The organism is Acutalibacter muris, from assembly GCF_002201475.1.
Taxonomy (GTDB): Bacteria; Bacillota; Clostridia; order Oscillospirales; family Acutalibacteraceae; genus Acutalibacter; species Acutalibacter muris.
This window is the reverse complement of the sequence record NZ_CP021422.1, coordinates 1,899,847-1,912,247: the sequence shown is the minus strand read 5'-3', so window position 1 is coordinate 1,912,247 and position 12,401 is coordinate 1,899,847. Positions and strand designations below refer to the sequence as shown.

At 52.1% G+C, this 12,401-nt stretch carries 13 protein-coding genes; 10 read left to right on the top strand and 3 right to left on the bottom strand.

Features of this window, described 5'->3' with window-relative positions; translation table 11 throughout:
* Positions 1-172 precede the first annotated feature (172 nt).
* Genes ADH66_RS09710 through ADH66_RS09700 form a run of 3 tightly spaced genes read left to right on the top strand, consistent with a single transcriptional unit; the run spans position 173 to position 3,515 of the window.
* Positions 173-1,612 (top strand): sulfatase family protein, encoded by a 1,440-nt coding sequence (locus ADH66_RS09710; protein ID WP_236756991.1) that lies wholly within the window; start codon positions 173-175, stop codon positions 1,610-1,612.
* Complete coding sequence (locus tag ADH66_RS09705; RefSeq protein ID WP_066541314.1) at positions 1,600-2,727, top strand: anaerobic sulfatase maturase; 1,128 nt, start codon at positions 1,600-1,602, stop codon at positions 2,725-2,727. The genes ADH66_RS09710 and ADH66_RS09705 overlap by 13 nt, the downstream gene beginning before the upstream one ends.
* Positions 2,724-3,515 carry a sulfite exporter TauE/SafE family protein gene (locus tag ADH66_RS09700; protein WP_066541316.1) on the top strand — a complete coding sequence of 264 codons (792 nt, stop codon included), beginning with the start codon at positions 2,724-2,726 and terminating at the stop codon, positions 3,513-3,515. Before ADH66_RS09705 ends, ADH66_RS09700 begins: the two co-directional genes overlap by 4 nt.
* Before the next feature lie 274 nt (positions 3,516-3,789).
* Here ADH66_RS09700 and ADH66_RS09695 read toward each other — a convergent pair whose 3' ends face one another.
* Positions 3,790-4,758, bottom strand: a complete 969-nt coding sequence (locus ADH66_RS09695) for a DUF6076 domain-containing protein (protein WP_066541318.1) — start codon at positions 4,756-4,758, stop codon at positions 3,790-3,792.
* 163 nt (positions 4,759-4,921) lie between these two features.
* Between ADH66_RS09695 and ADH66_RS09690 the strand changes: the two genes are divergently transcribed.
* The 7 genes from ADH66_RS09690 (at position 4,922) to ADH66_RS09660 (ending at position 9,734) form a co-directional block, all read left to right on the top strand.
* Positions 4,922-5,134, top strand: a complete 213-nt coding sequence (locus ADH66_RS09690; protein WP_088364418.1) for a helix-turn-helix domain-containing protein — start codon at positions 4,922-4,924, stop codon at positions 5,132-5,134.
* Positions 5,131-5,493: a helix-turn-helix domain-containing protein gene (locus ADH66_RS09685; protein WP_066541322.1), complete on the top strand. Its 363-nt coding sequence runs from the start codon at positions 5,131-5,133 to the stop codon at positions 5,491-5,493. The genes ADH66_RS09690 and ADH66_RS09685 overlap by 4 nt, the downstream gene beginning before the upstream one ends.
* A gap of 367 nt (positions 5,494-5,860) precedes the next feature.
* Positions 5,861-6,223 (top strand): hypothetical protein, encoded by a 363-nt coding sequence (locus ADH66_RS09680; RefSeq protein ID WP_066541324.1) that lies wholly within the window; start codon positions 5,861-5,863, stop codon positions 6,221-6,223.
* 2 nt (positions 6,224-6,225) lie between these two features.
* A complete protein-coding gene (gene mobP3 / locus ADH66_RS09675) occupies positions 6,226-7,575 on the top strand; it encodes a MobP3 family relaxase (protein WP_066541326.1) in 1,350 nt (449 codons plus the stop codon).
* 129 nt (positions 7,576-7,704) lie between these two features.
* Positions 7,705-8,853, top strand: coding sequence for a tyrosine-type recombinase/integrase (locus ADH66_RS09670; RefSeq protein WP_066541327.1), 1,149 nt, complete (start codon positions 7,705-7,707; stop codon positions 8,851-8,853).
* A 373-nt stretch (positions 8,854-9,226) separates the two neighbouring features.
* Complete coding sequence (locus ADH66_RS09665) at positions 9,227-9,469, top strand: hypothetical protein (RefSeq protein ID WP_066541328.1); 243 nt, start codon at positions 9,227-9,229, stop codon at positions 9,467-9,469.
* On the top strand, positions 9,462-9,734 hold the full coding sequence (locus tag ADH66_RS09660) for a type II toxin-antitoxin system YafQ family toxin (protein WP_066541329.1): 273 nt from the start codon (positions 9,462-9,464) through the stop codon (positions 9,732-9,734). The genes ADH66_RS09665 and ADH66_RS09660 overlap by 8 nt, the downstream gene beginning before the upstream one ends.
* Before the next feature lie 70 nt (positions 9,735-9,804).
* Here the strand turns inward: ADH66_RS09660 and ADH66_RS09655 are convergent, their stop codons facing one another.
* Positions 9,805-11,457 carry an ABC transporter ATP-binding protein gene (locus ADH66_RS09655; RefSeq protein WP_066541330.1) on the bottom strand — a complete coding sequence of 551 codons (1,653 nt, stop codon included), beginning with the start codon at positions 11,455-11,457 and terminating at the stop codon, positions 9,805-9,807.
* On the bottom strand, positions 11,444-12,334 hold the full coding sequence (locus ADH66_RS09650) for a helix-turn-helix transcriptional regulator (RefSeq protein ID WP_066541335.1): 891 nt from the start codon (positions 12,332-12,334) through the stop codon (positions 11,444-11,446). Before ADH66_RS09650 ends, ADH66_RS09655 begins: the two co-directional genes overlap by 14 nt.
* Positions 12,335-12,401: the final 67 nt, after the last annotated feature.

The window sequence follows — 12,401 nt, the reverse complement described above, 5'->3', positions numbered from 1 at the left end:
GTGGAGTGAAAAAAAGCGCATAATGAAAAAATCCCGGCTCCGTGGGGTGAAAAGCCCCAGTTTGCAGGGATTATGAGTATGTACAAAAGCTTTGCTAATGTGTATAATGACAGTAAAGCCGCTGGGACAGCCCCGGCGGCACACTTGAAATATGAAAATGGAGGACAGCAAAATGAGTAAGAAGCCTAACCTGATCTATGTTTTTGCGGACCAGCTTCGCTGGAACAGCCTAGGGTGCCACGGAGATGCACTGGCTCAGACACCAGGTATTGACGCCTTCTCGGAGCGGAGTCTTGAGCTGTGCAACGCAGTGTCCGGCCATCCTGTATGTGCGCCGTATCGGGCTAGCTTATTTACCGGCAAGTATACGACCAGTACTGGCATGGTTATCAACGAGATACGCATGAACACCAACCACCGCTGTTTCGCCCATGTGCTTAATGACGGCGGGTATGAAACAGCATATATCGGAAAGTGGCATATGTACGCCGCAGAACTCGGCAACCACTATGACCCCAAGAACTCATATATACCGAAAGGCCCAGACCGTCTGGGCTTTGACGGACTGTTCGCCGGGTACAATTTTCACCACAATTATTATGGCGCCGCAGCCTACTACCATCTGAACAGCCCGGAAAAGCACTATGTTTCCGGCTATGAGCCTGACGCCCAGACGGATATGGCCATTGAGTGCCTGAAGGACTTGAAGGAAGGGGAGAAACCCTTCGCACTCTTCCTGTCCCTTGGTACGCCTCACGACCCCTGGGTTCCCGAGAATGTGCCCGGAGAGTACCTTGACAGGTTCCGTGATACGGAGTTTACCCTGCCTGAAAACTATCTCCCGGATAACGACCCTCATGCGGACGACTGGGCCAAGCTCTCTCCAAGGGAGCGGAAGGAGCTTACGGAGTGGATGAGGGTCTACTATGCAATGACAGCAAATCTGGACAGCAATATAAGCAGACTGCTGGAGGAGATACGACGCATGGGGCTGGATGAGAACAGTATCATTATATTCACATCTGACCACGGCGAGCTGTTTGGGGCCCACGGCCGTCGGGCGAAGAATATCTTCTATGAGGAGGCTGTCAGGGTACCCTTCTTCATGCGCTATAAGGCCGCCGGACTGACAGGTGGGAGCAGTGACATCTGCTTGAACACCGTAGATATTATGCCGACACTTCTTACCATGATGGGCCTGCCAGTACCCTCTGAAGTGGAAGGGCAGGATTACAGCAAGGCACTTCTGGGGCAAGGCGGGGCAGAGCCGGAGGGCGCGCTGATGATGGGAACCGGGGCCACTGCCGCCTGGGAGGACGGTCACGAGTGGCGGGCATTCCGGACTAAGGAGTACACATATGCTGTGTACAAGTCCGACGGGCAGGAGCTGCTTTTCGATAATATTCACGACCCAATGCAAATGAAAAACCTGATAAATGCCCCGGGGTATGCGCATATAGCAGAGGAACTTAGAGAGAAAATGCTTGCCGAGATGAAAAAAATCAGCGATACCTTTGAAAGCTCCAGCTATTATGAAAAGAATTGGGTTGAGGATCGCCTGATTATTCGGACGGCGACACTTGCAGAAAGGGGTGCCAAATGCCCTCGTTAAGCCTGCTGATAAAGCCCTCCTCCGGCGGGTGCAATATGCGCTGCCAATACTGTTTCTATCACGACGAGCAGGTGAATCGAGAGACATTTTCTTATGGCTTTATGTCTGAAGAAACACTGGAAATACTTATAAAGAAGGCTCTGGAATATGCTACGGTTCAATGTACCTTTGGTTTCCAGGGGGGAGAGCCTACGCTTCGCGGGCTTGATTTTTACCATAAGGTCGTGGAGCTACAGAAAAGATACAATGTACATAATGTGCAGATTTCTAATGCGATACAGACCAACGGTATGCTGATTGACAATAGATGGGCAAAGTTTTTGCATGACAACCACTTTTTAGTGGGACTCTCCCTGGATGGAACCAAGAACGTACACGACGGCAACCGTTTGGATCTGGAGGGCAGGGGTACCTTTAATCGGGTACTGCAGGCGGCCCAAAAGCTCTCAGCACATAAGGTGGATTTCAACGTGCTTACGGTAGTCACAAATCTCACGGCGGACAGTATTACCAAAATTTACAATTTTTACCGACGCTCTGATCTGCTTTACCAGCAGTATATCCCATGTTTAGATCCGCTGGAGGCGGAGCGAGGCGTTTCATCGTACTTCCTGACTCCGGAGAAATACGCTAAGTTCCTGAAAATCCTGTTTGACCTGTGGTACAGAGATGTGACCCAGGGAAAGTTCATATACATCCGCTATTTTGAGAACTTGGTGGGTATGCTGATGGGCCATAGGCCGGAGAGCTGTGGGCTTTCTGGGCAGTGCGCAATACAAAACGTGATTGAAGCAGACGGCTCTGTATACCCATGTGATTTCTACTGCCTGGATCAATGGAAGCTTGGAAATATCCGGGAGCAGGACTTTCGGGAGCTCATTGAATCTGAAACGGCAAGGCGGTTTCTGACAGAAGGCCGTTCAGAGAACGAGAAGTGCCGGGGGTGTCGGTTTGGTTCTGTCTGCCGGGGAGGCTGTAGGCGGGATCGGGAGCCGTTGGATGGGTCCGAGAATTACTTTTGCATGGCTTATAAGGAGTTCTTCGGATATGCGTTGCCAAGGTTGCAGGAGATGGCACGGACAATTCAAAAAGCGGAAATGGAGAGATTCAGATGACCGAACTCGTAATGCTTTTGGTATGCCTGATTGCCTCAGGGCTCGGCTCTGTGGCAGGCTTTGGGGGCGGGGTTATTATTAAGCCGGTGCTGGATGCGTTGAATGTCCTCCCAGTGTCTACAATCAGCTTTTTGTCAGGCTGTACGGTACTGGCAATGTCCGTAGTGTCACTTCTAAAAAGCCGGGGTAATGGGGTAAAACTGCAGATCCGTACCACTATGCCATTGGCCGCGGGAGCGGCCGTAGGCGGACTGATAGGAAAATGGCTGTTTGAACTGATAAAATCCAGTGCGGACGAGAATGTGCTGGGACTCTGCCAGTCGGCGTTGTTGCTGGCTTTAACGGTGCTGGTGTGGATCTATACTGTCAAGCGGGATTGCCTACCATCATACCGTTTGGAAAATCTGCAGGTATGCGGATTGGCGGGCCTGGGGCTTGGAATGGTATCGTCCTTCCTTGGTATCGGGGGCGGGCCGATGAATGTAGCGCTACTGTTTCTGTTGTTCTCAATGGATGCAAAAACGGCGGCGAAGAACTCAATTTTTATCATACTATTTTCACAGGCGGCCAGCTTAGCCAGTGCTCTATGCCAACAGAACGTGCCATATTTCGCTTGGCACCAGTTGACCCTGATGGTTGCAGGAGGTGTAGGCGGCGCTTTGTTAGGAGCGGCTATGAGCAGGCGGATGGATAACCGGGCGGTTGAGCGATTGTTGATGGCGCTGATGTTGATTATCCTTATAGTTAATGGGTACAATATTTTTCACTTTGCTTTTGGGAGAGGGTAAGATGATGGTGTTGCGACGTTATTAAATTTTTATTTCAGAATAAAACATAGGACTTCAGAACCTTTTACGTTGTGAGCGGCATAAGGGAGGCCAAAGTTCAGAACAAGTATAAGTTGCTGACATTGAGAGTACAAGATTATTTTCCTGAGCATGAAGCGGAGAGATGCAATCTAAGAGCATTTAGTGATTTCACGATATTATCGAGGTTTTTCGACAAGAACGAAACTGGAATGATGTGATATCAAAAACTGCGCCGCTAAACAAAGAATACGATTTACGATTTCGCCAGCCACTCCTTGAAGTCATCAAAGTCCATCTTACCAGCAGCGCACTCGTCACGCGTGCCCTTTGCCGTGGCGCTCCAAGCATAGAACGCTCCGGGGCTTATCTTCCCGGCCTTTATCCAGTTAAAGCGTTTCTTGTACTCCCGACGGTACTCCTTGAACAGCTCGTCTGAATTTTTCTTCTCCGCCCAGCGTTTTACCGCGCCGACTTCTCTGCAAGTGTGCCCGTTCTCGTCAACCGTCAGATTGCAGAACTCCGCCGTGTTGCGCCGTGGAATCGCAAAATACTTGCCGCAGTAGGAGCAGATACGCATACGCTGTTCACGCTTGACGCACTCGCGGAGGGAGAACTCCACTAGGTCGGAAAGAGAGGTTGGGTGCAGCACCTCGGTAAAAGTACCGTTGCCGGTTCGCTCATAGGTGGTAGAGATCGGTCTGAACTGGTAGGCATAGAGTGATTCTCTTTTCTCCTTATCAAGGTAAGCTTGTAGTTTTTCTTGCACAGGTTTCTTCTTGACGTCATCGATGTCCAACACGTCCTCGAACAGGCGCATGATTTGTTTTTGCAGAGTGTCCAGGTCGCTGGGGATGTGCCGCAGCTGCTTGTGCGGGAGAATCTCTTGAACATCGTCAGGATGGTGCTCCGCATTGCGGAACCGTGACTGCCAGTCGAGACGCAAAAACTCGAAGTAGATGTGCTTCTTTGCAAGCTCCTCCAGAGTACTCATCACAGCAGCCTGCGAATCAAAGTCGCGTTCCCGATAGAAATTCAGCAGAGCCTTGTCCATTTCCTTAAACAGACCTTCCATCGGCCAGATGTCCAAATAGGTAAACCGCAAAAGGCTTTCCAGAAATGGGAAGTCCTTTTCTTTTTTGTGCGAGCGCTCAAACGTCAAATCCTTGTAGACGAAATATTCGCGGCCATCTTCAAAGTAGGTGTAGAACAGGTAGTCAGCCATTTTGATTGCTCCTTGCTTAGAAAGTTAAAAGTATTTTTGAAATTGTCCTTAACAAACGTATTGCCATGTGTTACCATTAGACGGTCGAGGAATTAAACTCACAGTAAGAATAAGTCTACAACAGACGGCCGAAAAAGTCAAGATGTTTTTTAGGAGGTGCGGAGTGGTTCAATCAAAGTTCAAAAGCTATGATGAACTGCCACTGTTTCTCAACGCGAAAACAGTGGCAGAAATTTTGGGGATTTCAGTTGCGGGGGCCTATGAGTTGCTGCACCAGGAAGACTTTCCTGTGCTGAGAATCGGTTCGCGCCTGGTGGTTCCCAAGGAGAAATTTCTTTCGTGGGTCGAGAGCCAAACAGGAGGTAATGCAATATGAGTAATTTCTTGAGAACGTCATGCAGCGGAGCAAAGAATTTCTTTCCTCTGCCTAACGCTATTTTCACTTTAGGATTGTCAGCAGGTGAACTGACTGTCTACGCCTACCTCATGTTTTGTGAGGACAGAAAGTCGTATCAGTGCTGGCCAAGCTACAAAACTATTGGCAGAGCGGTGGGCATGAGCGAGAACACTGTGCGGAAATATGTGCGGGAGTTGGAGTACAAAACGCTCATACTGACGGAGCCTACAAAGTACGAATCTGAGAGTGGGCAGGTTCGGAATGGCAACTTGATTTTCACGATCCTCCCCATTTATGGGGCAGTCAAGTACCACAACGAGTGCCAGACATCAAGGTAGGCGTTTGTGGTCCCTGTGAAGGCCGTGTTAAGCGAACCGAGGCCGCTCTCGAGGAACAAGACGAGGGCAGGCCCAGAACGCCGTGTGAGGGCATTTGTAGCGATTTATGAGGGCGGTATCCGTGGGGTGGAAACCGTCCCCCAATATGCAAAGGGTTGCAACTTTATCCAGCAGAACAGGCTACAGAAAACCGTCAAAAAGACAAGCAGGTTAAAGCGCGGGGTCTACCGCGCGGTTCACATCGTCCGGCAGAGCCGGTCGTTGGGGAAAAATCAGGGATTACCGGCCTCTGAAATCAGGGGTCGGTCGGAAAGGAGCGCTTTTGAGCGAGAAAAAGCAAAAATATGCGTACTGGATGCGGCCATCGATGGTCGCGGAAATAGAGGAAATGCTGGCGGCGGCAAACGCCACCTCGAAAGGGGACTTCGTTTGCAAGGCGATTGAGTTCTACATCGGTTATCTCAGGCAGCAGAAAAACATCAATTACTTGGCTCCGATGTTGGCAGGGGCAATCAAGAGCGAGGTGCGTTCCCTCGGCAGAGATGTGTGCGAAATACTGTTCAAGCTGGCGGTGGAAATTGGAATCAACAGCAATATCACGGCGGCGGTCAATGATATTTCCGATGAATCTCTGGACACGGTGCGGCTCAATGTTGCCCAGGAAGTAGCGCGGACAAATGGGATTCTGACCTTTGAGGATGCCGATGAGTGGCAGAACGGGGGCGACTGATTATGGCAAAAATAATTGTTACCAGCAGGTATATGCGGAACTCTCCGAAACGCTCGGCGACAAATCTTGTGAAATATATGGGTACTCGTGAGGGGGTGGAAAAGGTAGCTGAGGGCATTGACAACGCTCCTGCCACTGTTCGTCAGCAACGATTAGTGCAGGACATACTCAAGTTTGACTCGTCTGCCAAGGACTATGGTGAGTACCATGACTACGAGAGTTCTCCCACCAGGAGCAACACAAGCGAGTTCATCGATGCTTTTATTGAGCGCAACGCTGACCGCATTGGCGAACTGGACAAGCTGGTCAGCTATATGGCAGAGTGCCATGGGGTGGAAAAGCTTGGAAGTCATGGCCTTTTTAGTCAGACCGATGACAAAATAGATTTGGATTCGGTCGCCGAGGAAGTGGGCCAGCACAAGGGCATCATCTGGACACACGTCATCAGCTTACACCGTGAGGATGCGGAGCGGTTGGGCTATAACAGGGCCGAGGCATGGCGTGAATTGGTGCGGCGCAATGTCACCGAGTTGGCCGAGGCTCAGAAAATCGACATCAGTAACCTGCAGTGGTATGGAGCATTTCACAATACCACACACCACCCACATATGCACTTGCTGGTCTATTCCAGGGACGCTAAACAGGGTTGGCTGACGAAAAAGGGGATAGATTCGCTGCGGAGTGCGCTGGGCAACGACATCTTCCGGTTGGAGCAGTACAAGCTATTCTCGATGGAAACAGACCTCCGCGACCGGTTGAAGAAGGAGAGCCGGGAGGAAATAGAAAAGCTGCTTACGAAAATCCGCGACTCATGTGCGCCCACTTCTGAAGTGGAGATGTTGTTTCTGAAACTGGCTTCACAGCTAAAGACCTGCAAAGGGCGAAAGCAGTATGGTTATCTGCCGAAGGATGTTAAGGATACTGTCAACAAAATTGTAGCTGAGCTTGCAAAAGACGAGGGCATTGCAAGGCTGAACTCAGAATGGAATAAGGTCAACCGAGAAAAATTATCACTATATTTTGAGAAGAAGGGGCTGGATATTTCGCTGGAGGATAACCCTGAGTTTCGCAGTATTAAGAATGTAATCGTCAGGAGTGCGGCGCTGGCTATGAGGATAATGGAGGCAGAACCCACGCACAGTTACGACGTAGGGTCAGCAATGAGGTCGGTGGTCAACGCGATGTGTAAGATAATCTCAAATAGTTATGAGAAAAAACTGTCCCGGCTGAATACTCAGATTGACAGCAAGCTTAGGAGTGAAATCGAGCAGAAGAAGGCGGCGCATGGGCTGAAAACTGAGCGTGGTGTTCAGCCGGATATAGATGATGAGAGTTATTCAATGAGGATGTAGGCCCTCAAAATTTGCGTTGCATAAACAAAGAAAAGGGTTTTGGGCGAAACCAGAAAAAGTAAGAAAAATGTCAGTGGACATACGCGGGGGCTATGTGGTAGTGTTGGTAGTCAGAAAGGAGGCCAAGATATGGCAAAACGCAGAGCAAATGGCGAGGGCAACATACGCAAGCGCAAGGACGGTCGGTGGGAGGGGCGCTATACCGCAGGCCGCGATTCTGAGTCCGGCAAGGTGATTTATAAGAACGTGCTTGGGAAAACCCAGGCTGAGGTCAAAGAAAAGCTGGCCAGAGCCATTGAGGACAACAAGGGCTTGGATATCGTCAAAGCAGGCCAGTATACGGTAGGCCAATGGATGGACGTGTGGTTTGAGAACTACGCTAAAATCAAGGTGCGCCCGTCCTCGCACAAAACATACAAGGGTTATATTGAAAATCACATCAAGCCAAGTATCGGCAGAATACCTCTCGGCAAGCTAACAACGCTGGAAGTGCAGGCACTTTACAGAAAACTGTTGACCAGCGGCAGGGTAGAGCGTACAGAATCCAAGCAACAGCCCAACGGTTTGAGCGCGAAAACTGTGCGGAACATAAATCAGGTGATTTCGTCAGCGATGGAGTTAGCCAAAAGCCAGAAACTCATTACCACTAATCCAACAGACGGTTGCGCCCTACCAAAGGTAGAGCACCAAGAGATGAAAACGCTGACCGCCGACCAACTATCCGCCTTCTTCCGAGAGGCAAAGAACAGTGGTGTGTTCGAGATGTACTACCTGGAGTTAGCGACAGGCTTACGCCGGGGCGAACTGTTGGGCCTAAAGTGGGATGACATCAACTTAGAAACAGGCATAATCCAAGTGAAACGACAGGTAGCCAGAATCGACGGAGAGGTGGTAGAGGCTCCGCTGAAAACAAAAAATTCCTACCGCACGCTGTCCATCGGGGCAGACGCGGTAGAAATCCTCAAAGAGCAGAGGAGCAAAGTGGCTGGTGAGTATGTGTTTCCCTCGCCAAACGGCGGGCCGATTTCGCCCGACAGCGTCCTGCATATGCTACATCGAGTGCTCGAGAGGGCGGGGCTACCCAAGATACGGTTCCACGACCTCCGCCACACGTTTTCGACCCTGGCACTCCAAAACGGTGTTGACATCAAGACGGTCTCCGGTATGCTGGGCCACTACTCGGCAGGGTTCACCCTGGACACCTACGCCCACGTCACAACCGCCGCACAGAAGGAGGCGGCCCGGACGATGGGCAACTTACTATCCGGCAGTGTTTAGAAGTACCCGGTCGTTTCCCCGTATGGGTCAGCGAATGGGTCAGGCAAGGGAAAATAAGGAAAAACACAAAAGAGAATCCCCGGAAACCCTAGAGTTTCCGGGGAAAATTGGTTGCGGGGGCAGGATTTGAACCTGCGGCCTTCGGGTTATGAGTTCACCTCAAACCGTAACGTACCGTTCTGTAAAGTGCCAAAACGCCTAGAAAACACTAGGGTTTTGGCACTTTACCGTTTTGTACCGTATCGCCTGATTTTGCGGATTCTTGTAACGGAGTTGAATTTTTGTTGAACTCAAAACAGCTTTTCAAACCCTCTTGCGCAGTCGCTGAAAATGTGCTATACTAACGAAAAGAAGCTACCAGGAGGTCATAACCATGAGCGAGAGAGAGAAAGCCATAGCGCTGCTTGAAAAAATTCCCGATTATAAGATGGCCTATGTGGTGGGCTATCTACAAGGCTTATCTGCCGGCGAAACTGACGAGGTTCCCAATGCCACAACAGTTGCCGCTCTGGAAGAAGTGAACGAGATGATTCGCACTGGCTCCGGCCAGCACTTTGAGGGTACTGCGGCGGAATTCTTCGCCATGCTGGATAGGGAGGATGGGGCGGATGCTTAAACTGAACGTCAGCTCTCAGTTCCGGCGCGATCGCCGCCTGTGCGGAAAAAGAGGGTACAATCTGGCTCTTTTGGAGAATGCTGTTGACACCCTGCTTGTTCCCGCCGCACTGCCGGAGCAGAACCGCAACCATCAGCTTACAGGCAATTGGGCAGGCTTCCAGGAGTGCCATCTGGCCCCGGATTGGCTGCTGATTTATCGGGTGGATGGTAATGAGCTTTACTTAGTTCGTACTGGCACTCATGCGGACTTGTTTAGTAAATAATCACGTTTGAAATATGTTGCGTTTTTAATGCCTGCCTTAAATGGTAGGCAATTTATTTGGCATAGTAAAATTATGAGGCATAACTCGCCGCTGGTGGCTCTAACTCATACACCTCACTAAACTGCCCCTTGCGCGCCTCGGTCAGATGATGGCTCACCAGAATCAGCGTCAGGTCGGGATTAGCCAGCAGGCTCTTTTCCACGATGTCTGCATTCTTCTGATCCAGGGCGCTGGTGCCCTCGTCCACCAGGAGGATGGAGCGGTTGTGGATCAGGGCGCGGGCAATGGCCACCCGCTGCTTCTGTCCACCGGAGAGGTTGCCGCCCTCTTCGCCCACGATGGTGTCCAGGCCGTCGGGCATAGCGGCCAGATCGCCTATCAGAGCGCTGTCCCGCAGGGCCTTCTCCATCTGTGCGTCAGTGAACGTTTCGCCCAGGGTGATGTTGTCCCGGATGGTGGAGTTGAACAGGAACACGTTCTGCTCGATGTAGCTCATCTGCCGCCCCAGCTGCTCCGGGGTAAACTCCTTGGCATCCTTCCCGTCGAACCGGATGGCCCCGCTGTAGCCCGGCAGCCATCCCAGCAGAAGCTTCAACAGAGTGGATTTTCCGCAGCCGGAGGGTCCGGTAATGGCATATTTGCCTCCCTTTTGGAACTGTAGAGATAGATTGTGCAGGATGGGGCGCTTCCCGTATTGGAAGCGGAGGTTTTCCAGGGTAATCGCATCCGCCAGCGGTTCCAACTCCATTCTGGCGTGGGTTTCTGCCTCCTCAGTGCGAACTGTAATCTTCTCAAAAAACGGTTTGGCGGAGGAGAAGGAGAGGAGCAGGCCCGCGATACTTCCCAGGCCGTTGCTGAGCATCCCACAGAGGTTACCCCCCGCCGCCAGAGAGCCCGCCTGAGTATAGCCCCAAATGGCCAACAGCCCCACTAGGCCCGTGACCAGCACCTGGCAAATCACGTTTACGCAGCCTACCCCCGCGCTCACAAAGCCTTTCACATAGGCCAAGCGGTACCGGGGCTTTTCTATCTGGTCGCTGGCTTTTCCCGCCCCCTGAGAAAAGCGCACTTCCCGGCCGAAAGAGCGCAGCACGTCCCGGCCGGAGAGCAGGTCCTTGAGTGCCCCGGTGGCCTTAGCCTGTTCCTCTGAGCAGACCGCGCCCAGCGCCTCCATGCGCTTGTTAAAAAGCTGGGGCACAAACACCATGACCACGGTGGTGAGCAACGCCGCCAGCACCAGCGACCAGTGAATGGTCAACAGGGCGATCACGCTAAACAGAGAGGTGGCCGCGGCCTCCACAAGTTGAAAGAACGGTTTCCAGGCTAGATTCTCTATTTGGTTCACGTCGTTGGTGAAGCGGGAGAGGTACTCCCCCGCACCCTTGGCGTGATAGTCCTGGTGGCTCATACGCAAAAGGGCCTCGGCCATGTCCTCCCGGACAGCGTTGTTCAGCCTGCGGATGGCTCGGGCCTGCAAAAGCTCATGCAGCACGCTCACCGCCTGCACCAAAAACCATGCCCCCGTTAAAATCAACATCCACTTTATCAGGCCGGACAGGTCCCCCTCGAATACCCGCTGGAACACCTGGGCAGTCACCAGGCTGGTGACCGACAGCATACCACAGATCACCACCAGGGGCAGCAGCGCAAGAAGGACGTCTCCTTTGAATTTCACAAGATAGCGTGCCATAGTGGCGACGGTTTTTTTATTATGCTTTTTCATGTTCGTTATCCTCCTGTGCTTTCCATTTTTTCCCCCGCAAAAGAGGGTCCTCGTCGTCATAAAAGTACATATAGTTGCAGCTGGTTTCCATGAAGCCCTGGGCAGCCATCAGGAACGGCACCAGGGTCAGGGGCTCGGCCAGCTTATAGGCATTGACCTCCCCGTCCTCCAGCTCCAGCTTCATAGACCAGAAAATGCCAATGTCCGCCAGTTCCTCCAGCAGCCCGGTAACGGTTTCCGGCGGCAGGCCGCAGAGCTTTGCGATTACCGGGGGAATGAAGTAATTGGATTTACGCCAATAGAGGCTGTCCAGCAACTCCAGACAGCCGTGCTTCGCCAGCAACGCAAACAGCCTGCGGTAGTCCTCCATGGGCGCGAAAAAGGAGGCGTAGCCCTCCTTGGGCTCAGGCCAGAGGGTGACGAAGGTCATATCTTCCGCGTGCACATCCATCAGCAGCCCACCGCCACCCCGTATCTCCGTATACATAATCTGGTTCTCCCCGTCCATATGGGTGCGGCAGGTGTCCAGGTATTCCATCTTCGGCACGTCAAGCCCGCTGGGCATAAAATAGTTGATGGAGCTCCACACCAGGCGGCAGAACCGCTCCATGCGCTCCTTTTCCGGGAAATCCCGCAGCCACCGGCCCACGGCCTCCGCCGCATCTACCCGTTCCCCGCCTTCCAGCCCGAACAGGGCGTCAATGGTGACCCCCAGTTGTTCCGCCAGAATGGGCAGCAGCTCCACGTCCGGCGCGCCGCCCTTCTCCCATTTGCCCACCGCCTGCGACGACACCCCGCACATTTTGCCCAGCTGATCCTGGGTCAGGCCCCGTTCTTTTCGCAGGGAGGCTATGTGTTCGCTCAATACACCTGGCATATTGCCACCGTCCTTTCGCTTATCTGGTTACATTATAGCAAAAGCGGCGGTTGGATTCAAGGTCGGC